Origin of the sequence: Corallococcus sp. AS-1-12 (genome assembly GCF_020036995.1) — a bacterium.
In the GTDB taxonomy this organism is placed as follows: Bacteria; Myxococcota; Myxococcia; order Myxococcales; family Myxococcaceae; genus Corallococcus.
In genome coordinates this window covers 111,572-132,320 of sequence record NZ_JAIQDD010000023.1, presented here as the reverse complement: position 1 = coordinate 132,320, position 20,749 = coordinate 111,572, and the positions used below count along the sequence as shown (strand labels likewise).

Annotated in this window: 18 protein-coding genes; 3 read left to right on the top strand and 15 right to left on the bottom strand. The window is 70.3% G+C overall.

Annotated elements, in window-relative coordinates:
• Position 1 precedes the first annotated feature (1 nt).
• The 10 genes from epsU to glp all read right to left on the bottom strand — a co-directional run bounded on the left by epsU (position 2) and on the right by glp (position 11,483).
• On the bottom strand, positions 2-1,213 hold the full coding sequence (epsU, locus tag K8556_RS28815) for an exopolysaccharide biosynthesis GT2 family glycosyltransferase EpsU (protein WP_223743321.1): 1,212 nt from the start codon (positions 1,211-1,213) through the stop codon (positions 2-4).
• A 56-nt stretch (positions 1,214-1,269) separates the two neighbouring features.
• Positions 1,270-2,769, bottom strand: coding sequence for a PCP family exopolysaccharide biosynthesis protein EpsV (gene epsV, locus K8556_RS28810; protein WP_223743320.1), 1,500 nt, complete (start codon positions 2,767-2,769; stop codon positions 1,270-1,272).
• The gene (gene epsW / locus K8556_RS28805; RefSeq protein WP_223743345.1) at positions 2,766-3,173 is read right to left on the bottom strand and encodes an exopolysaccharide biosynthesis response regulator EpsW; all 408 of its coding nucleotides are present in this window, start codon (positions 3,171-3,173) and stop codon (positions 2,766-2,768) included. Before epsW ends, epsV begins: the two co-directional genes overlap by 4 nt.
• Before the next feature lie 23 nt (positions 3,174-3,196).
• The gene (locus K8556_RS28800; RefSeq protein ID WP_167508149.1) at positions 3,197-3,373 is read right to left on the bottom strand and encodes a hypothetical protein; all 177 of its coding nucleotides are present in this window, start codon (positions 3,371-3,373) and stop codon (positions 3,197-3,199) included.
• Between the two features lie 10 nt (positions 3,374-3,383).
• Positions 3,384-4,691 (bottom strand): exopolysaccharide export protein EpsX, encoded by a 1,308-nt coding sequence (epsX, locus tag K8556_RS28795; RefSeq protein WP_223743319.1) that lies wholly within the window; start codon positions 4,689-4,691, stop codon positions 3,384-3,386.
• A gap of 4 nt (positions 4,692-4,695) precedes the next feature.
• Complete coding sequence (gene epsY, locus K8556_RS28790) at positions 4,696-5,331, bottom strand: exopolysaccharide export protein EpsY (RefSeq protein ID WP_223743318.1); 636 nt, start codon at positions 5,329-5,331, stop codon at positions 4,696-4,698.
• 14 nt (positions 5,332-5,345) lie between these two features.
• Positions 5,346-6,899 (bottom strand): exopolysaccharide biosynthesis flippase, encoded by a 1,554-nt coding sequence (gene wzx / locus K8556_RS28785; protein WP_223743317.1) that lies wholly within the window; start codon positions 6,897-6,899, stop codon positions 5,346-5,348.
• 110 nt (positions 6,900-7,009) lie between these two features.
• Positions 7,010-8,482, bottom strand: a complete 1,473-nt coding sequence (epsZ, locus tag K8556_RS28780) for an exopolysaccharide biosynthesis polyisoprenyl-phosphate hexose-1-phosphate transferase EpsZ (RefSeq protein WP_223743316.1) — start codon at positions 8,480-8,482, stop codon at positions 7,010-7,012.
• Positions 8,483-8,784: 302 nt separating this feature from the next.
• Positions 8,785-10,233 carry a formate dehydrogenase accessory sulfurtransferase FdhD gene (fdhD, locus tag K8556_RS28775; RefSeq protein ID WP_223743315.1) on the bottom strand — a complete coding sequence of 483 codons (1,449 nt, stop codon included), beginning with the start codon at positions 10,231-10,233 and terminating at the stop codon, positions 8,785-8,787.
• Positions 10,230-11,483, bottom strand: a complete 1,254-nt coding sequence (gene glp, locus K8556_RS28770) for a gephyrin-like molybdotransferase Glp (protein WP_223743314.1) — start codon at positions 11,481-11,483, stop codon at positions 10,230-10,232. The genes fdhD and glp overlap by 4 nt, the downstream gene beginning before the upstream one ends.
• Positions 11,484-11,639: 156 nt before the next feature.
• Between glp and K8556_RS28765 the strand changes: the two genes are divergently transcribed.
• Both K8556_RS28765 and K8556_RS28760 read left to right on the top strand, forming a co-directional pair.
• Positions 11,640-12,251, top strand: a complete 612-nt coding sequence (locus K8556_RS28765; protein ID WP_223743313.1) for a molybdenum cofactor guanylyltransferase — start codon at positions 11,640-11,642, stop codon at positions 12,249-12,251.
• A gap of 47 nt (positions 12,252-12,298) precedes the next feature.
• The gene (locus K8556_RS28760) at positions 12,299-12,925 is read left to right on the top strand and encodes a hypothetical protein (RefSeq protein ID WP_223743312.1); all 627 of its coding nucleotides are present in this window, start codon (positions 12,299-12,301) and stop codon (positions 12,923-12,925) included.
• A gap of 3 nt (positions 12,926-12,928) precedes the next feature.
• Here K8556_RS28760 and K8556_RS28755 read toward each other — a convergent pair whose 3' ends face one another.
• The 5 genes from K8556_RS28755 to fdh are packed head-to-tail and all read right to left on the bottom strand — an operon-like array spanning position 12,929 to position 19,940.
• Positions 12,929-13,528 (bottom strand): hypothetical protein, encoded by a 600-nt coding sequence (locus tag K8556_RS28755; protein WP_223743311.1) that lies wholly within the window; start codon positions 13,526-13,528, stop codon positions 12,929-12,931.
• Between the two features lie 6 nt (positions 13,529-13,534).
• The gene (locus K8556_RS28750; RefSeq protein ID WP_223743310.1) at positions 13,535-14,629 is read right to left on the bottom strand and encodes an AAA family ATPase; all 1,095 of its coding nucleotides are present in this window, start codon (positions 14,627-14,629) and stop codon (positions 13,535-13,537) included.
• A 43-nt stretch (positions 14,630-14,672) separates the two neighbouring features.
• Positions 14,673-15,878: an NrfD/PsrC family molybdoenzyme membrane anchor subunit gene (gene nrfD / locus K8556_RS39560; protein ID WP_304504016.1), complete on the bottom strand. Its 1,206-nt coding sequence runs from the start codon at positions 15,876-15,878 to the stop codon at positions 14,673-14,675.
• Positions 15,875-16,675, bottom strand: a complete 801-nt coding sequence (locus K8556_RS28740; protein ID WP_223743309.1) for a 4Fe-4S dicluster domain-containing protein — start codon at positions 16,673-16,675, stop codon at positions 15,875-15,877. The genes nrfD and K8556_RS28740 overlap by 4 nt, the downstream gene beginning before the upstream one ends.
• Positions 16,676-16,679: 4 nt before the next feature.
• Entirely contained in the window at positions 16,680-19,940 is a 3,261-nt protein-coding gene (gene fdh, locus K8556_RS28735) for a formate dehydrogenase (protein WP_255652377.1), read from the bottom strand.
• A gap of 305 nt (positions 19,941-20,245) precedes the next feature.
• Here fdh and K8556_RS28730 point away from each other — a divergent pair, with 305 nt between their 5' ends.
• Positions 20,246-20,638 carry a response regulator gene (locus tag K8556_RS28730; RefSeq protein WP_223743308.1) on the top strand — a complete coding sequence of 131 codons (393 nt, stop codon included), beginning with the start codon at positions 20,246-20,248 and terminating at the stop codon, positions 20,636-20,638.
• Positions 20,639-20,749 lie beyond the last annotated feature (111 nt).

The window sequence follows — 20,749 nt, the reverse complement described above, 5'->3', positions numbered from 1 at the left end:
GCTACCGCCGCTCGGCTTCGCGCGTGGTGCGCACCCACTCGCCGCGCTTCTCCGCGCCGGGGCCGCGCACCATCAGCCACACCTTCCACACCACGTAGATGGGCGCCCACGCCAGGTCCAGCAGGCCGCGAGCCCCCACGCCGGACACCCACCAGCCGCGCAGCACGTACAGCGCCAGCGACATCAGCCCGAACGACGCCAGCGCGGACGCCGCCACCGCCGTGCCGCCGGACAGCCACGCCACCCCGGCCGCCAGCACCGAGCCCGCCACCGTCGCCAGCACCAACTGGCTCAGCGGCGGCACCAGCACGTCCATGGACAAATCCAGCAGCAGCCCGCTCTTCTGCTTCAGCGCGTCGCTCAAGAGCGGCCACCCATGCAGCTTGCGCATCTGCGCGCGGCCGCCCTCCCAGCGCTGGCGCTGCGAGCGGCTCTGCTTCTCCGCCGTGACCATCTCCCCCAGCACCTCCGCCTCCCAGGCGTAGTGCACGCGGTGCCCCGCGCGCGCCAAGCGGATGCCGTACTCCAGGTCCTCCACCACGCTGAACGCGTCGTGCGGCACCTGCTTCAGCACCGCGTGCGTGAAGCACATGCCGTTGCCGCGCAGGCCGCAGGACACGCCCATCCGCTCGCGCCCCATGGAGCGCACGCGGTGGAACATCCCCAGCGCGATGGTCATCAGCCGCGTGCGCCACGACGCCGTGGGGTTCATCACGCCGTAGTGCGCCTGCACGCCGTGCGCCCCGTCCTCGATGCGCCGGGAGAACGCGTGCAGCAGGTTCGCGGACACCACCGTGTCCGCGTCCACCACCACCACCGCGTCCGCGAAGCCGTCCCGCTGGCTGTGCTCGAAGGCGTGCGCCAGCGCGTAGCCCTTGCCGCGCTTCTCCGCGTCCTGGCGCTCCAGCACCGTGGCGCCCGCCTCTCGCGCCTTTTCCGCCGTGGCGTCGGAGCAGTTGTCCGCCACCACGATGATGCGCCGCAGGTGCGCCGGGTAGTCCACCGCGGACAGGTTCGCCACCGTCCGGGCAATGCCCAGCTCCTCGTTGTGCGAGGGGATGATGACGTCGAACTTCCGCGCCGCCGGCGACGGCGGCACCGGCGCCGCCTTGCGCCCCGACATCAGCGTCAGCAGCAGCAGGTAGCCGCAGCCCACCACCACCGGCAGCAGTCCCACGCACAGCGCCACGTCCACCCAGGTCCAGACCGTCACGACAGTGTCACCCCCGCGCTCGCGCCATCACCCAGGACGGCCAAACGCACGAACCTTCAGCGCCGCTCCAGCTCCGCCAGCACCGGCAACTTGAGCAGCCGCTCCACCTGCCACTTCTCCAGGACCCGGCGGCGCAGGATGTCCAGCGCCACCGCCGCGAACACCGCCAGCGCCACCCCGCCCACCACGCCCGCGATGGCGATGAGCTTCGGGTTCGGCTTGGACGGCTTCTCCGGGAAGAGCGCCGGCAACAGCACGCTGTAGCGGTGCTTCATGGAGACCTTCGAAATCTCCAGCTCCGTCTGCGCCTGGTCCAACCGGCGCAGCTTCTCCTGGTGCCGCATCACCACCATGCGCATCCGGTCCGTGGCCACCGCCACCTCCGGATCATCCGGCGTGCCCAGCATCGCGCCCGCCAGGGGCTGCCCGAAGCCCGCCGCCAGGCTGGTGCCCTCCGTCGCGGAGTCCACGTCCGTGCCGCCCATGCGCAGGTACTCCTGGATGAGCGACTGCTCCTCGGCGCGCAGGGACGTCAGTTGCGGCGAGTCCGCCTGCATCGTCGCCACGCGCTGCTCCAGGTCCACGATCACCGGGTGCTGCGGGGAGAAGACGACGCGCTGCTCGGCCAACTGCGCGCGCAGCTCCGTGAGGCGGCGGCCGCGGAACTCCTCCACGTCGCGGATGGCGCGGCGCTTGGCCTGCACCAGGAACTTCAACTGCGCGAGCGCGTGGTCCGTCTGGAGCAGCGCCTGCCGCGCGCTGGCCTGCTTGGGGTCCGCTTCCTTCTTCTTGCGGCGCGCGTCCGCGGCCCGCACCGCGCGCTCCAGGTCCGCGATGGCCTGCTTGATGTTCGCGGCCTCGTTGGCCACCTGGCCCTGGAGGATGTTCACGGACTCGGAGATGGCGCCCATCTCCGACTCGTGGCGCATGTCCAGGAAGTTCTGCGCCGCGGCCTCCACGATGTTGAAGGCCATCTGCGGGTCGCTCCAGTCCACCCCGATGGTGACCGTGCCGCTGCCGCCCTCCGCCATCACGATGAGGCTGGTCTCCAGCATCGCGATGAGCGCCTCCTCCTTCTCCTCGTCCGTCATGGGAGGCGGCGCCTTCTTCAGGTACTGCTCCTTCAGGCGGCTCAAGGGGGACCGCATGTGGTCCCAGTACTCGATGAGCTTCGCGTTCTTCACCACGGACTTGAGGTTGCCGCGGCTGAGCACCATCTCCCACGCGGCGCGCGTGGGTTGATCCGCCTCCACCGGGATGGAGCGGCCCGGGTTCACCAGCGAGGAGATGATGAGGTTGCGGTACGTCAGCATCCGCGTCTCGACGTGGTACTTGCGCGGCATCAGCTTCGCCGCCGCGGACCCCAGCCCCGCCATCACCGCGATGATGCACAGCCCCAGGAACCAGTGCCGGAAGATGGCCCTGCGCACGAAGCCCAGCCCGTCGAACAGGAAGCCCCAGTCGATGAGGTCCGCCGGCGCGTTCGTCTCCTCGCGCTCGGGGACGTACGGCGGGGGCGGGGCGGAGCGCGGCGTGCGCGGGGCGGGCGTGGTCACGCGCTGCCCCGGGGCATGGCGGCCTTGAGCACCTGCCGCACGCGCTTCTCCAGCTCCTCGGGCGTGAAGGGCTTGCCCAGGTAGCCGTTGGCGCCGGCCTCCTCCGCGTAGGCCTTGTCCTCCGGCAGGTTGCGCGCGGACACCATCAGCACCGGCACGTGCGCGATGGCGGGCGTGCGGCGGATGTGCTCGCAGACGTCGTAGCCGGACACGTCCGGCAACGTCAGGTCCAGGCACACGAGGTCCGGCTTGGGCTCGCCGGCCGCGAGGTACTCCATGGCGGCCTTGCCGTTGGGCTGCTCCACCACGTTCTTCACGCCCATCTGCTGGAGCATGTCACGCAGCATGACGCGGAACATCGGAGAGTCCTCCACGAGGAGGACGGTGAGCTGTTGGAGCTCCATCACGTCTGACGCCTTTCCTTCCCTCACCCGAACCCGTACCTGGGCACGAGGACGAGCACGCCATATGCGTACGCCATGTTGAAGAGGGCCACCCACAAGATGGCCTTCTTCATCCCCCGCCAGGGATGCGCATCGCGCGCGGCCGCTCCGGGCAGCGCGATGGTCGCAATCAGGACGGACAGGAGGATGAGCTTCGCCATGGAGGGAGGCTCAGAGGATACCCGTTTTCTGGACCGTCAGTCCCAGCGTCGCGGACCACGCCGTGCGGGCCGCCTCCACGTCGGGCGAGCGAGTCCAGGCCGCGCGCGTATCCACCTCCAGGGTGACCCACCGGTTCACCGTCCAACCCGCGCCCACACCGCCCACCACCTGCCGGTCCCCCACCGCCCCACCCACCGCGAAGGCGCCGCCGCCCGTCCCGGAGAACCGGAATCGCGGACTCAGGGCCCAGGTGCCGTTCAACGTCAGGTCCGCGCGCGGGTAGACGAGCCCCGTCAGCCGGTCCACGAAGGGCGTCACCCGCGCGGCGAGCCGGCCGTTGAAGTCCGCCGTCCGCGACGGCACCCGGTGGGACACCGCCAGCGTCAGGTCCGGGAGCAGCTCCAGGCGCTGCGCCGGGTCCTCCCCCGGAGCGCCCCCGACCTGGAGGGTCGTCAGCCGCCGGCCACCTGACGGGGTGGCGTCCGGGGCGTCCGGGGTGTCCTCCGCGCTCGCGCGCACGGAGTACGCCACGCCCACGCCCACCCCCGCCTCCACCGACGTGCGCCGGTCCAGCCGGTGGGTCCAGCCGCCGGTGAACGTGGTCACGGAGGCGCGCGCCCCGGTGGAGAAGCGCGAGTCCGAGAAGGCCAGCGTGGTGGAGAGGGTGTTCCGGGGCGCGGGGGAGTGGCCCAGGGACACCTGCGCCCGAGGCCCGTACTGGAAGGGCACCGCCGCCTTCGCCGTGTCGTCCAGGCCGCCGCTGGCGGAGAAGCCCAGGCTGCCCGAGAGCCGCCAGCCCGGGCCCAGCCACACCGTCTCCGCCGCCAGCGTCGTCAGCGAGGACAGGAAGAACACCGTGTCCACGCCCTCCGGCAGCGGCTGGATGGGGATGTCCGTGGCCGGCGTGTCCCCGGGCGCCGTCGGGTCGTCGTCCAGGCTGCCGCCCAGGGGCAGGTTGGTGAAGAGGTTCACCTGGCCCAGCACGAACTCCTGGGTGCCGTGCAGGGTGAGCCCGCGCGAGGGGCGCCAGTCCCCCAACAGCCGCCCCACGTGCTGTACCTCCGTGCGGGGAGCGGTGGTGGCCTCGCGGAAGGAGATGCGCGGCGCGTACTGCACCTGCGCCACCGCGCTGCCGTCGTCGTACTTCAGGCCCACCGTGGGGACGATGTCCATGTCCGCCGCCAGGGGGGCCACGGGCCCGCCGGTGGCCTGGGCGTCCATGGAGCGCGCGCGGGTGTCCACGCGGGCCGCGGCGCCGTACGTCACGGAGGCGGCGGCCACCTCCAGCCACACGCTCGCCAGGGCCGCGTCCAGCATCCGGTTACTCCACCACCACCACGTCGCCGGGGCGCAGGCGGAAGGCGGCCGCGCGCCCCTCGCCGCGGATGATGTCCTCGTAGCGCACGCGGATGCGCGTGGGCTGCTCCGCCTGCGGGTCGTCCCGGCGCAGCACGAAGATGCGGTCGCGGTGGGCGTAGTCGGTGAAGCTGCCGGCGGCGCCCAGCGCCTGGAGCAGCGTCGCGCCCGGGTCCAGCACGTGCGCGCCCACGTTGGCCACCTCGCCCAGCATGGTCACGGACATGGGGCGCGCCTCCTCCAGCGACACCGTGACGACGGGGTGGTTGATGAAGTCCTTGAGCCGCGTCTGGATCTGCTGCGCCAGCAGGGCCGGCGTGTGGCCTGCGGCCTCCACGTCGTCCAGGAAGGTGAGGCTGATGTGGCCGTCCTCGCGCACCCGGGCGCGCGTGGTGAGCGCCTCCTGGCCGAAGACCTTCACGTTGAGCACGTCGCCGGGGACGATGCGGTAGGCCTCGTCCGACGCGACGGGCTTCTCCTGGTAGTCGTTCACCCAGGTGTACTTGCCCAGGCCGCCGCACGCGGGGAGGAGGAGCAGCAGCCCGGCGCACGCGAGCGCGCGGGAGACGGGACCGCGGAATCGGGAAGGGCGGGAAGGCATGGGCTGGAGGCTCCTCACGCGGCGGGGGCGGCCGGCACGGCCACCTGCGCACCATTACCACCGCGCTGCTTCGCCATGCGCACCACCTGGAGCAGCTCCGAGGGGCGCACGGCGCCGGTGCCCAGCACGCCCACCACGTAGGCGGTGGCCGTCAGCCCCAGCCGGGGCCACGCCTGCACGCCCGCGCCCGCGAGCACCCGGTCCAGCACCACGCAGCCCGCGCACACCCCGGCCGTCTTCGCCACCATGAGGAGGGAACGCCGGTCGAAGGAGTTCCTTCCCATGCGGCCGAGGAAGAGCACCGTGACGATGACCTCCGTGAGGAACATGGAGAGCGCCGTGGCGGTGGCGCCGCCGGACGGGCCGATGCGGCCGTACAGCCACGGGATGAGCGCCAGGTTCAGCAGCGGGTTCACCACCGCGCCCATGGTGGCCGCCAGCGTCACCCACCACTCCTTGTTGGACATGGTCAGCCAGATGCTGCTGACCATGGTGACGTAGGCCATCACGAAGATGGGGGACAGCACGCGCAGGGGCAGCGCAGCGGGCTCGAAGCCGGGGCCGCACATCAGGCGCACCCACAGGTCCGCGCCCAGCACCATGGCCATCATCACCGGCACGGTGAACGCGAGCACGCCCTCCAGCGAGCGGCGCGTCAGGTGCGACAGCTCCTCCGGGGACCGGGCCGCCGCGCGCGACATCATGGGCATCAGCACCCAGCCGAAGATGGGGGAGATGAGGAACGTGAGCCCCGCGATGCTGAACGCGCCGCCGTACCAGCCCACCTCCTCCTTCGACGCGAGCTTGCCCAACAGCGACATGTCCGTGCGCCCGTTGCACGCCAGCGCCGCCGCGGTGAGGAAGAACGGCAGGCACGCCTTCATCACCTTCTTCGTCTCGCCCAGGTCGATGCGGAACTTCAGCCCCAGGTGCTCCTTCGCCAGCTTCCAACTGATGATGAGCTTCACCGCCTCCGACAGCACCATGGGCACGGCCAGCCACTGCAGGCCCACGCCGAACGCGGCCATCAGCGCCAGGCCGCCGCCCCAGACAATCTTGGTGATGACGTTGGAGACGGACAGGCCCGCGACCTTGCCCTTGGAGTGCAGCAGCGCCGCCATGGACGCGTTGATGACGATGAGCGACTGGGCCACCGCGAACCACTGCACCAGGTGCTGCACCTCCGGGGGCTCCCCGGTGTGGTGGAGCACCAGCGCCAGCGCCACCATCAGGATGAGCGTCATCCCCAGGCGCAGCAGCATGGTGGTGCCGAAGAAGTCGCTCGCGTGATCCGGGCGGACGGGCACCTCCTTGCGGATGTACGTCTCCAGGCCCAGGTTCGTGGCCACGAAGAACGTGGCGGCGAACGCCTCCGACCAGTTGAAGTAACCGAACGCCTCCGGCCCCAGGTAGCGCGGCATCAGCGCGCGGATGCCCAGCGCGATGGCGTACGTCACCATCAGCGAGCCACCGAGCTGCAGGGTGCTGCGGACCGCGCCGCGCACTTCGTTCGCACGGGCGCCGTCGTCGGCTTCAGCGGAGGGGGTGTTCGGACTGTTCACGGTCATGGATGATGCGGGCCTTCGGGGCTGCGCACGCCAGGGGAGGAAGGCCCGCCCCATGGAAAGACGAACGGGCCCGGCGCGTCAACGCCGGGCCCGCGAGCGGATGCCGGTTGCTAGCTTGCCCCGCGGCCGGTGATGACCACCGGGACCGTCTGCAGGAGCAGCCGCAGGTCGCCGGTGAGGCTCCAGTGGTCGATGTACTGCATGTCCAGGTACATCCACTGCTCGAAGGAGATTTGATTGCGGCCGGACACCTGCCAGATGCAGGTGAGGCCCGGGCGCACGGACAGGCGGCGGCGCTGCCACGTCTCGTACTTCGCCACCTCGCTGGGCACCGGCGGGCGCGGGCCCACGATGCTCATCTCACCCCGGAGCACGTTGAGGAACTGGGGCAGCTCGTCGATGGAGAACTTGCGGATGAAACGACCGATGCCGGTGATGCGCGGGTCGTTCTTCATCTTGAAGACGGGGCCGGTCTGCTCGTTCTGCGCGGCCAGCCGCTCCTTGAGCTCCTCCGCGTTCACCACCATGGAGCGGAACTTCAGCATGTAGAACGGCTTGCCGTGCTGACCGGTGCGGAGCTGCTTGAAGAAGATGGGGCCGCGCGAGGTGAGCTTGATGGCCGCCGCCACCACCGCGAACAGCGGCAGGAGCGCCCACAGCGCCACCGCGGACACGGCGATGTCGAACAGGCGCTTCATGGCCATCTGGTGCGGCTTGGGCGCCACCGCGGCGAAGTGCAGGTAGCCGTCCGCCACCGCGCGGGACTCCACCGGGCGGGCGCGGTCCAGGCGGAACGAGTGCGCTGGCAGCGCGAACGGCACGCCGAAGCGCTCCGCCAGCTTGATGGCCGCCTGCATGGACTCGCCCTGCTTGAGCGTGTTGCCCGCGATGTAGACCTCGCTGACGGGCAGCGTGCGCAACAGGCGCTCCAGCTCGTCCGCGGGCCCCAGCACGTCCGCCGGCAGGCTGTCGCCGGAGGCGTGGTCCTCCGGGAAGCGCACGTAGCCCAGAATCTTGTGACGGCCGCGCTTGAGCAGGTCCTCGCCCGTGTAGCGGCCCATGGCGCCGGTGCCCACGATGAGCACCTCCTCCGTGGGGGCCTCCTGCGAGGCCACCTGCCGGAACACGCCCAGGCGCAGCAGCAGCGCCACCGGCCAGAAGATGAAGAGCAGCGGCGCCAGGCCCACGTGGGCCGCCATGGGCATCGCCAGCTCCAGCACCGCCTGGATGGTCACCACCGCCAGCGTGGTGACGGACACCAGCGCCACGTGGTCCAGCTTGCTGCGCTCCGCGAAGCGCGAGTCATACAGGCACAGCGCCGTGCCGGTGATCAGCCACACCAGCACCGCCGTCACCACCATGCTGGGCAGCTCCCAGCTCATGGGGAACGTCAGCCCGCCGCGCATCCAGGCGGAGCCCAGCAGCACCGCCACCAGCAGCGCCACGTCCACGGTGAGGTTCAGCTTCGCCGCGAAGCCAGGGGCCAGGCGCGGCGGATCGGTGACCTCGGCCGCGGCCGTCACCCCCGTCGCCCCGGAAGCCTTGACCTCGGCGCTTGCAGTCGCACTGCTCATCGTGTCCACCCCCCTCTGCTCACGTCCGGCTCTTGCAGAGGATACCGTCTAGACTAGAAAAGTTTAACCAGGAGGAAATGAAAGATTGCCAAATAGTGCGTCGCGGCGCAACCACTGCTCAGCAAGAAATACATGACAACAGGTGAAAACTTGGACACCCATCCCAGCCGTCGGGTGTGAGTTCCCGTGCGTGGACATTGAAGTCGGACGGGGTCATTGGATCCCCCCTGGCCCCCCACATGACCCGGCGGGGCCGCCGACTGCATGTACGATGCCGGTCTGACAGGCGGCTGGCTGCCCCTTCACCGGGCTCAGTCATGGCGGAAGTCATGAGGAATTCCCGAGGGTTGGGGGTGTGGCTCCAGGCGTTCTGTCGCCGTGTAGACGTTGCAGCGGCCGTTCCTTGAGAACGCGGCGAGCGTTACGCCGGCACGCAGGGCCAGGTCGATGGCCAGGGAGCTGGCGGCGGACACGCTGACCACGACGGGGATGCGGGCGCGGGCGGCCTTCTGGACGATTTCGAAGCTGGCCCGGCCGCTGACGGCGAGCACCGTGGGGGCGGCGGGGAAGGGCGGTGTGGGCAACCGGCGCGGGGCGCGCACGGCGCCGGCCAGCACCAGGGCGCCCACCACCTTGTCCACGGCGTTGTGGCGGCCCACGTCCTCGTGGGCGGCGAGCAGTTGGCCGTGGGCGTCCAGCGCGGCGGCGGCGTGCACTCCGCCGGTGAGCTCGAAGGTGTGCTGGAGGGCGCGCAGTTGTTCGGTGGCGCGGGCCACGGTGCGGGCGGAGAGGACGGGGCCGGGGGCGACGCTCGCGCGGGTGGCCATCAGGTCGTCCACGTTTCGGCGGCCGCACACGCCGCACGCGGAGGTGGTGAGGGTGCCGCGGCGGGTGGCCTCCACGCGCTCCAGGTCGAGCACGGCGCCGGCGGCGGGGACGACCTCCAGCACGTTGCCGTAGCCCTCCTCGCCGGGGTGGCCGCAGTGGAAGAGGCTGCCCAGGTCGTCGCGGTCATCGAGGATGCCCTCGGCGAAGAGGAAGCCGACCGCCAGCTCGCGATCATTCCCGGGGGTTCTCATGGTGGTGGCGACGGGGTCGCCATTCACGCGGATCTCCAGGGGCTCCTCCACGGCCACGCGGTCATCCTCGGCCGCACGGAGCGTGTCTCCGTCGAAGCGGCGCACGGCGCGGTGGGTGACGCCGCGAGGTTCAGGCAGAGGAGGCCTCGTGGGGGCGTTCGATGCATGCGCGTCCGGCAGCGCGGCGGCTTCGCCCAGCCAGCGGGTGAGGAAGTCCGCGACGGCGGGGGCGGTGGCGGGCACGCGCGGGCGCGAGGCGACGGCGGCGGGCAGCGCGGGCGCGTCCGTCACCAGCGCCAGGACGTCGGGGCGCGAGGCCGCGAGCGGGGCCTCCAGGCCCTCGCGCCACACCTCCAGCTTCGGGAGGGGGCCGTCCTTCCAGCCCTCCACGAGCACCAGGTCCACGCGGTCCGCGTCGCGCGCGAGGAGCGCGGGGGACAGGGGCCGCCGGGTGGTGAGCTGCGTGCCGTCCGGCGTGGCGAAGCCGGTGAGGACGGCGCCCGCGGCGTCCAGGCGCGCGGTGTCGCTGCCCGGGCGGTGGAGCGGGTGCGCATCCGAGGAGTGCTTCACGAACGCGACGCGCAGGCCGCGCGAGGCCAGCTCCGGCAGCAGGCGCTCCAGGAGCGTCGTCTTGCCGGCGCCGGAGTGGCCGACGAGGGCCATCGCGGGAGGAGGCTTCACCCGGCCTCCACGGCGTGGAAGTCCGGCGAGTCGAAGCGCTGCACGTCCACGGACTCGCCCTGGGCGAAGTCGGCGCGGCCGGCGGGGAGCACGGCCCAGCCCCGGGCCGCCACGTTCTGGAGGATTTGTCCGGCGCCCTGGGGGCGCAGGCGGGCCCACGGCTCGGCGCTGTCCTCGCGCGGCTCGAGCGCCGCGACGGTGACCAGGTAGGTGAGGCCGGCCTGCTTGTGGCGGGGTTCGGAGAGGCGGGCGCGGGTGACGCGGCGCTGCTCGATGACGCCCTGGTGCTTGAAGAGGAGGGGGCGCGCGAGCTGGTCGAACGCGACGGTGGCGGCGCCGGGGTTGCCGGGCAGCACGACGACGGCGGTGGAGCCCAGGCGGGCCACGGCCACGGGCTTGCCGGGCTTGAGCGCGACGCCGTCCACGAGGAAGCGCGCGCCCATCCGGGTGAGGACGCGCTTCACGCAGTCCTTGTCGCCCACGGACGCGCCGCCGGTGGTGATGAGCACGTCGACCTGGGGCGCCAGCGTCTCCAGCCGGGCCAGCAGCTCCGCTTCGTCATCGCGCGAGCGGGCCAGGTGCGTGACGTCCGCGCCGGCCTCCCGGGCGAGGGCGGCCACGAGGACGCGGTTGCTCTCGAAGACCTGGTGGGGCGCCGCGGGCTGGCCGGGGGGGACGAGCTCATCCCCGGTGGCGACGACGGCGACGCGCGGCGCGGGGCGCACGAGCGCGGTGGCCTCGCCCAGCGACGCGAGCACGCCGAGCACGGTGGCGTCCACGCGCTGGCCGGCGGGGAACAGCGGCGTGCCGGGCATCACCTCTTCGCCGGCGCGGCGCAGGTCATGGCCGGGGTCGACGGAGACGAAGACGTCCACGTGGGCGCCGTCCGGGGTGGGGCGCGCGGCCTCCTGGCGGACGACGGCGTCGGCGCCGGGGGAGAGGGGGGCGCCGGTGAAGACGCGCGCGGCCTCGCCGGGTTGGAGGGCGCGGCGCGGGAGGTGGCCGGCGTAGACGGTGTCGACGATGCGCAGGCGCGCGGGGCGGTCCCGGTTGGCGCCCCGGGTCTCCCCGGCGCGCACGGCCCAGCCGTCCATGGCGGAGTTGTCGCAGCCGGGCAGCGCGCGTGACGCGACGATGCCAGCGGCGAGGAACCGGCCATGGGCTTCCATCAAGGGAAGGCGGGCGGGCGCCGCGGGCGCGATGGCGTCGAGCGCGGCCAGTCGCGCGGCGGGGAGGGGAGTCAGCGGCATGCGTCCAGGACGGGAGGCCGGACTCTACGACGGGGTGCGCGTGCCTTGTCCACGGGGGGCGTGGGGTGCGCGGTTGCTCCCTCCCCCAGGGGCTTGGCGATATCCGGGATGTGGAGCGTTTTCCGGGAGGATGAGAGGTGTGTAGGGTCGGCGGACATGGACGGATCCGCGACCTTTCCCGACGTGACGCTGGCCATCCTGGCAGGGGGGCAGGGGACCCGGTTGGGAGGCGTGGCCAAGGGGCTGTTGAGCGTGGAGGGCCTCACGACCCTGGAACGGCTGCGGGCGTTCGGGTCGCATTTCGAGGACGTGTTGCTGGTGGCGAATGTTCCGGAACCGTACGAACGCTTCGGGCTTCGCACGGTGGCGGACGCGGTGAAGGGCAAGGGTGCACCGGGAGGGGTCCACGCGGCCCTGGGCGCGGCCCGCACGCGGTGGGTGTTCGCGGTGGCATGCGACATGCCGTTTGTGACGGAGGCCGCGGCGCGGGTGGTGCTGGAAGCACGGGGCGAGGATGTGGACGCGGTGTGCATCGAGCGAGACGGCCGGTGGGAGCCCCTGTTCGCGGCCTATCGTACGGAGTTGGTGTCACGCTGGGGTGAAGCGTTGGTGGCGGATCCGTCTCTGCGGGGGCTGCTGATGCGGTTCCGCACGCGGGTGCTGCCCGTGGACGCACTGCGCGCGGTGGATCCGGAGCTGCGGGCCCTGGCGAACGTGAACACGCCGGAGGACCTGGTCCGCTACGGCGTGACGTTGCCGGAGCGGTGAGTCCGGGACGTGGGCGTGTGGGGCAGGTTGACGGGGAGTAGGGAAGGATGGACCCTTTCAGGATGACCCGGGACTGGAACTCGCTGATTCGCTACGCCCTGGAGGGCGCGGAGGGGGAGCCCTTCCTGCGCCTGCTCAAGGAGCGGCTGCGGACCGGGAGTCAGGTCGTCAGCGTGCGGCTGGAGAACGCGGGAGGGAAGCCGGAGTACGTGCTCATCCTGTCGCTGCACAAGCAGCTGTCGGAGATGCGTGTTCCCCACTCGGAGGGGTTCACGAACTGGTCGTTCGATACAGGAACGCGGATGGCTGATGAGCAGCAGGAGCAGGCTCGGTTCGTGCTGCTGCTGGGAGAACGGCTCGCTGCGCTCGCGAGTGATGTGGGGCCGGACGTGTTGATGGCGCTGCTGTCGAACCACCTGCCTGCCATGGGAGCACCGCGTGCCAGCGAGGCCGCGCGGCACCTGCGGACTTCGAGGCATGTGGACAGCGCTGTGCGGCGGGCGGCGGAGAAGCTGGACTTCCTCTTGGTGGGACTGGCTCGCGCGCTGGGACGCTCGCTCAAGTACGACGAGGCCACGACCGGGCGGATCCTGGATGGGGCGCTGGCGCAGTGGATCTCCCAGCCGCCTCGGGCGATGGCAGTGGATCTCCTTCAGGTCCCGCACCTGTCGTAAAGGTCACCAGCGTTTCACCTGGTCGACGAAGGCCTGGAAGCTTGGGCGTGCTGAAAGTCGTGTGATGGCTTCAGGGTGCTGGAGCCATTCTAGCGCTTTGCCCTTCATGACCTGACTTGAGGGCAGGGGCTTGCCGTAGCAGTCCTTCTTCAGCGCCTGACGGTTGTAGCGCTGCTCGGGAGACGGCTCTGTGAAGTCATGGCCCTTGGCGATGAGGAGCCAGGTCTCCAGGGTCTGCGTGGGCACGATCACGCAGGAGCGATAGGGGTCTTCGCGCCAGTCCGGCGGAATGGCGCTGTGCAGCCAGCACACACGGCACCCGTCATCGTTTGCGCTCTGTTGTGCGACGTCATGATCCGGGTGGTGGGGAAGCCTGCGCTTGCTCCCGCCGTCATTGTCGACGGCTACGAGCGCGTGGCGGACGCCATGCTTCGCTGCTGTGTTGAGATACAGGCCTGCCTGTTTTCGCACATGTTTGCAGCCGTCGAACTTGAGCTCACTCTCCCATGCGTGAACAGGAGTGCCGAGAACCCGCTCAAGGAGGTAACGGTAGAGTTCCCCGTCGTAAGCGTGGAACTCACTGGCGATTGCGACCGTGAGCACGGGATTTCAGAACGCGGTGCTGAAGGCGCCGGTCTCCAGAAGATCTCCTGGTGGTGTCTTCTGAAGGTCCTCGACCAGTTCGGGTACGTCGCTCAAACGCTTCACGCGCGTCCCCTTGTCGGTGCGGCGGAAGAGGAGGATGGCTTCCAGTTCATCTCGGAAGACATTGAGGAGCACAGTCGAGTGTGTGGCGATGATGAACTGGCAGCCGCGTTCGCGGACAAGATCCTTGAGTAAATCGACGAGTTCACGGAGTCGCTTGGGATGGATGGACTGTTCGGGTTCCTCAATGCAGAGGAGTTGGCCCGACTCGCTGCTGAGCGCGTGCATGGCAAGCGCGGTAAAGGCCAGCACTCCGTCGGAGACGTGTTCGGCGTCGAACTCCAGACCGTCTTTCTGCCGGAACCAGAGGCGTTGATGTCCTGGCACTGGCGCTGGACGCACAAGCACGTCCTTCAACTCAGGCAGGCACCGCGTTAGGAAGCCGTTGAGCGCGTTCACCTTCTCGGGTTCAGCCCCTCGCCAGAGGCCCAAGACGGCCGCGAGTCCTCGGCCATCTAGGCCTATTTCAGGGTTGGGAATGACCTCGGCATCCCCACGTAATGCAGTGAGGGAGAGCTTGACTGACTTCGTATTGCTGAAGGACTTCCATGGAGTCTTGAAGAGATGGAATGGAGGATTCCAACTACGCATCTCATGGATGGCGAGGCCTCCTTTGTGGAGATATCCGGAGTGCTCACGACCCCTGACGAAGACTTTTCCATAAGCCAATGAGAACGGGACACCATCAGGATCTGTCGCGTACTCGCTGAGCACTGAGATGGATGGCGAAAGTTGAAAGGAGTATTGGGATTCAGGGGTTTTCCACCCGATAGAGCAGGTGCCATCCCCAGATGGTGGTGCATGGAGGAGGAACTTCCCTTCTTGTTGGGCGGCTACGCTAACGTCGGTCAAAGCAACGTTGCCCAAGAACCGCGCCACGCTCATGAAGTTCGACTTGCCGGAGTTGTTCGGCCCCACGAGCACCGTGATGGGCTCCAGTGGGATGGTCTGCTCCTCGCCGAAGCTCTTGAAGTTCGCGAGCGTGATGGACTCGATCATGCTCCGAACGTAGCACTCCCGACCGACAAGGTAAGACGCGGTATTACCGCTCCGGCCGAGTCACCATGAACCGCGCGTAGGGCATGCCGGCCCGTGGCGCCGAGCCCTGACCCAGCACGGGCAAAGGGAAGCTCAGGGGCTTTCCGTCCGACGCCTCCGTGTTCCCGTCCACCTGTGCCGCGCCCAGGCCCTGCCGCTGTCCCTGGAACGTGGCCTGCGGGTTCCTCGCGGAGGCCTTGCCCGCCTGGATGACGGCGTATCTCGCGGCCACCGCTCCCACCGTGGTCAGCACGTCCGCCGTCACCTGCTTCCACCTCGCACGTCCCGGCAGCACGTCCATCACCAGGCCCGCCAGGGAGCATGTCCTCGACAGCGCCCACAGCGCTCCCGACGCACCCGTGCGCAGCTGCTTCCCCACCTCCGCCACCTGCCGCGCCTCCAGCTCCACCGCTTCGCGCGTGAACACCTCCGCCACCTTGCCCGCGATGCGGAAGCGGCGCAGCACGCGCTCCTCCGCGTCCGTGTGCGGGAACAGGGACAACAGGCTCCCCGCGCTCGCCGTCGCGGAGGCCATGAAGAACAGCGGCAGCGTGCGCCCCACCTGCTGCCACAGCGGCACCGCCGTGTTGCTCACCAGCACCGCCGTGTACCCCGCGAGCGGCAGGCCCAGCAGTGCGCCCATCCACCCCGCGGCGCGCCCCATGACCCCCAGCGCGCCGGGCATCCGCCGCAGCACGAAGGCCGCCGTGTTCACCGCGCCCGAACCGGCCAGCACCCACGAACCCATGCTCATGGGCGACGTGGGCCGGAACACGCGCAGCATGTTCAGGAAGCGCGACGGACGGCCCAGGTCGTGGATCAACAGCCCCGCGCTCACCATGTCCCCCGCCGTGGCCACCGCGTGGCAGCGCTCCGCCAGCCGCTCCAGCCTGCGTCCCCCCAGGTGCTCCAGCGCCACCCCGAGCACGCTCGCCGCGCCCGCCACCCCGCCCACGTAGAAGTACGCCGGGACCGTCCAGATCCACAGCGGCTCCTTCAACACCGGCAGGCCGTAGTAGCTCGGAGCTTCCGCGCTGTCCGGCCCGGAGCGCGACGGCACCGTGGTCAGCACGTCCATCCCCTGCCGCGCGGGCTCCGGGTCCTTCACCCGCTGCTGTGCACCCTCGCCCTCCAGGATGCCCGCGCGCGGGTCGATGTTCCGCCCGTCCGCCTTGCGCTGGAGCCGATCCAACAGCGTGTCGTCGCTCATCCGCGCCCCTCCCGGCCGAACGCCACCGCGCCCAGCGCCACCGCCACCATGCCCACCGCGCCCATCGCCACCGAGGCCCACGAGCGCAGCGCCTTCTTCGTCGGCACCACCGGATCCGGCGGCAGGTTGTAGACCTCCGGCCTGTCCATCAGCAGGAAGAACGCGTTGAGCCCGCCCGTGCCCGGCTGGGCTTGCGCGTCCTTCCCATACAGGTACGCGTCCGTCATGCCTCGCTGATGCAGGTCGCGCACCCGCGACTCCGCTCTCGCGTGCAGCTCGTCCAGGTCGCCGTACTGGATGGACGCCGTGGGGCACGCCTTCGCGCACGCGGGCGTCTGGTCGTCACCGATGCGGTCGTAGCAGAGCGTGCACTTCCACGCGCGCCCGTCATCCTCGCGCCGGTCAATCACCCCGAACGGACACGCCGACACGCAGTAGCCGCAGCCGTTGCACACGTCCGGCTGCACGTAGACCGTGTCGAACTCCGTGCGCACGATGGCGCCCGTGGGGCACGCCTCCAGGCACCCCGCGCGCTGGCAGTGCTTGCACACGTCCGACATCATCAGCCACGAGAAGTCCCCCGCGCCCGACGTCTGCCCCTGCAACGGCACCGGCCGCTCCACGAACGCCACGTGCCGCCACGTCGCCGCGCCCAGGTGCGCCGTGTGGTCGTAGGACATCCCCGTGAAGTGGAAGCCGTCGTCCGGGAGCTGGTTCCACTGCTTGCACGCGACCTCGCACGCCTTGCAGCCGATGCAGAGCGTCGTGTCCGTGAAGAACCCCTTGCGGCTCCCCATGCGCCTATCCCTTCCCCTCGGGTTCCTGCGTCTCCGCGTGGTCCGCCTGGGGCGTCACGTCGCGCGGCACCTCCGGCACCGTCAACGGAGGCGGCGCCGCTCCCGCCGCGGCCCGCTCCCCCGAGCGCATCCGCCCCGCCCGCAGGTCCGCCGTGAACGCCTTCGACTCCTGGATGTCCACGTTCTGATCCGCGACGAACGCCGTCAGCTCGTTGGCCCCCTCGCCGCGCACTCTCCCCGTGACGCCCCAGTGGTACGGCAGGCCAATCTGGTGCACCTGGCGCCCCTTCACCCTCAGCGGGCGGATGCGCTCCGTGACGAGCGCCCGGCACTCCAGGTCCCCGCGCGCCGTGGCCAGCGTGCACCAGTCCCCGTTCTTCAGCCCCTTCTCGCGCGCCAGCTCCGGGGAGATTTCGCAGAACATCTCCGGCTGCAGCTCGCTCAGCCAGGACAGCCAGCGCGACATGCCGCCCGCGGTGTGGTGCTCGGTGAGCCGGTACGTGGTGACCAGGTACGGATAGCGCGGGTCGCCCCAGGCCCGGTGATAGGGATTGTCCTTGCGCCGCCACTCCTCGCGCGTGGGGCTGCACTGCTGCGCGTAGAGCGGGTTGGGCACCACCGACTCCATGGGCTCGTAGTGCGTGGGCAGCGGCCCGTCCATCATCCCGCTGGGCGCGAAGAGCCAGCCCTTGCCGTCCGCCTGCATCAGGAACGGATCATTGCCCGCGAGGGTCGCCAGCCCCGTCGCGCCCTCGGGCGGCCGGTACTCTGGCGGCCGGTCCGCGATGAAGTCCGGCACGTCCTCGCCGGTCCACTTCTTCTCTTCCGCGTCCCACCACACGTAGCGCTTGCGCTCGCTCCAGGGCCTGCCGCTCGCGTCCGCGGACGCGCGGTTGTAGAGGATGCGCCGGTTGGACGGCCACGCCCAGCCCCACTCCGGCGCCACCCACGTCTGCTGCTGCCCCGGCTTGCGCCGCGCCGTCTGGTTGACGCCGTCCTTGTAGCAGCCCGAGTAGATCCAACAGCCGCACGCCGTGGAGCCGTCGTCCTTCAGCGCCGTGAAGCCGTCCACCGGCCTGCCGTCCGCCACCGTGTAGCCGTTGACTTCCTTCAGCACCGCCTCGGCGGAGGGCTCCGCGTGCGGCCCGTGCGTGGGGTAGTCCCACGTCAAATCCAGCAGCGGCGCGTCCTTCGGGTCCGTGGAGCCGGCGTAGCGCTCCCGCAGCTTGCGCCCCAGGTGGTAGACGAAGTGCAGCTCGCTGCGCGTGTCCCCCGCCGGCTCCACCGCCTTGTGATGCCATTGCAGCAGCCGCTGCGTGTTGGTGAAGCTGCCGTCCTTCTCCGTGTGCGAGGCGGCGGGGAAGAAGAAGACCTCCGTCGGGATGTCCTCCGGCCGCACCTGCCCGGCCTGGACCTCCGGCGCCGTGCGCCAGAACTCGGCGGTCTCGATGAGGGTGAAGTCGCGCACCACCAGCCAGTCCAGGTGGCGCAGCCCCTTGCGCTGGAGCGCCCCGTTCATGCTGCCCACGGCGGGGTTCTCCCCCATGACGAAGTAGCCCTGGAGCTTCCCGTCCGCCATGTCCGCCACCGTCTGCATGTGCGAGTGATTGCCCGTCAGCCGGGGCAGGTGGCGGAACAGGTAGCCGTTGTCCTGCGTGGCCTTGTCCCCGAACCACGCCTTGAGCAGCGACACCGCGTACTTGGGGAACTCCGACCACCAGCCGCTGCCGGACGGGTTGTTCCGGAGGTAGTGCTCCAGGCCGTCCGCGGGCGCGTTCGCGCGCGGCATGGGCAGGTAGCCGGGCAGCAGGTTGTAGAGCGTGGGGATGTCCGTGGAGCCCTGGATGGACGCGTGCCCGCGCAGGGCGAGGATGCCGCCGCCGGGCCGGCCGATGTTGCCCAGCAGCAACTGGAGGATGGCCGCCGTGCGGATGTACTGCACGCCCACCGAGTGCTGCGTCCAGCCCACCGCGTAGCAGAACGCGCTGGTGCGCTCCGGGTTGGAGTTGTCACACAGCGTCCGCGCCACCTGGAGGAACAGCGCCTCCTCCACGCCGCACACCTGCGACACCACCTTCGGCGTGTAGCGGGAGAAGTGGCGCTTCAGGAGCTGGAACACGCACCGGGGATGCTGGAGCGTCTCGTCGCGGTGCTCGTCGTGCACGTCCACGCGGTGGTCGTGCCCGCCGCCGCCCGCGCCCGGCTCGTCCGTCAGCTCCTTGTGGCCCGCCGCCGGGATGGCGCCCGCCGCGCCCTGGTACTGCCAGGACGCGATGTCATAGCGGTTGGCCTCCGGCTGGTAGCCGCTGAAGAGCCCCTCCAGGTCCTCCGTGTCCTGGAAGCCCTCGCGGATGAGCGTGGCAGCGTTGGTGTAGTGCACCACGTAGTCCCGGAAGTAGCGCTCGTGCTCCAGCACGTAGTGGATGAGCCCGCCCAGGAACGCGATGTCCGTGCCCGCGCGGATGGGCGCGTACACGTCCGCCACCGCGCTGGTGCGCGTGTAGCGCGGATCCACGTGGATGACCTTCGCGCCCCGGGCCTTCGCCTCCATCACCCACTGGAAGCCCACCGGATGGCACTCGGCCATGTTGGACCCCTGGATGAGGATGCAGTCCGAGTGCTGCAGGTCCTGCTGGAACGTCGTGGCTCCGCCGCGGCCGAACGTGATGCCCAGACCGGGCACCGTGGACGCGTGTCATATTCGAGCCTGGTTCTCCACCTGCACCACACCCAGCGCGCTGAAGAGCTTCTTGAGGAGGTAGTTCTCCTCGTTGTCCAGCGTCGCCCCGCCCAGGTGCGCCATCCCCAGCGTCCGGTTCACCCACTGGCCCTTCGCGTCCGTCACCTCGAACGTCGCGTCGCGCGTGCGCTTCACGCGCTCGGCCACCTTGTCCATCGCCTCTTCCAGGGGGATGGGCTCCCACTCCGTACCGCCGGGGCGGCGGTAGAGGACCTGCCGCACGCGTTGCGTGCCCGTGACCCACTGGAAGGTCGCGGCCCCCTTGGGACACAGCCGGCCGCGGGAGATGGGCGAGTGCGGGTCGCCCTCGATGTCGAGGATGCGCCCGTCGCGCACGTGCACCTCCTGCCCGCAGCCCACCGCGCAGTACGGACAGATGGACTTCACGATGGCATCAGCGGACTTCGTGCGCGGAGCCAGCGAGCGGCTTCGCGCCGACATCGCCGTGTCGCCCAGCGCCCGGCCATCTCCCCGGGCGAACTGACGCAGCACCGGCCAGCCATTCAACAGGTCGCGGAACTTCAAGGCCGCTCCTCTCTCAGGACGCGCACGCGTCTCCCCAGCCTGAAGATGGGGACGCGCGGCGGCGAGGGCCAGTGCCGCCGGCCCCGTGGCCACGTCCAGTAGCGGACGCGAGAGCAGGCGGGCAGGCACGAAAACGCGCGGTGAAAGAAATCAGGCCGGGGGGTTCGAGTCGTTATTTCTCCACGGCGCCAATGCCTCTTCCGGCTCCTCCCCCCCGCGGACCTCCGGGTCTCCAGGCGGAGCCGGAATCCCCACACAGCCACGCGACGGCCGGATGCGTGGCGGAAAGCGAGTGGAGAAACCGCATGACGGACAGTGCCCCTCTCATCCTGTTGATCGAGGACGAAGAAGACCTCCGGGATGCGGTCGCGACGCTGTTGGAGCTGGAAGGTTATCGCGTCGCGCAGTGCATCCACGGTGCGGATGCCTGGAGCTGGCTGAAGTCCCACCCGCGTCCGGGACTGGTGCTGCTGGACCTGATGATGCCGGTGATGGACGGACAGGCCTTCCTCGCGAGGCTGTCCCAGGAGCGCATGCTGGAGGGCGTGCCCATCATCGTGCTGTCCGGCAGCCCCTTCCATCCGCCGGGCGCGGCGGCCTACCTGCGCAAGCCCGTGTCGGTGGCGTCACTGATGGAGGTGGTGCGCCACTTCCTTCCGCCATCCGGGGAAGGCCAGCAAGGACCTCACACGTCGTGAAACATGTGTCGCGTGGCGCGGCGCGTGCGCATCGAGGACTCGCGATGGAGCGGGACCTGTGGAATCCTCGCGCCCCGTCAGGTCCCCGCCTGGTCCATTCCCCCTCATTCA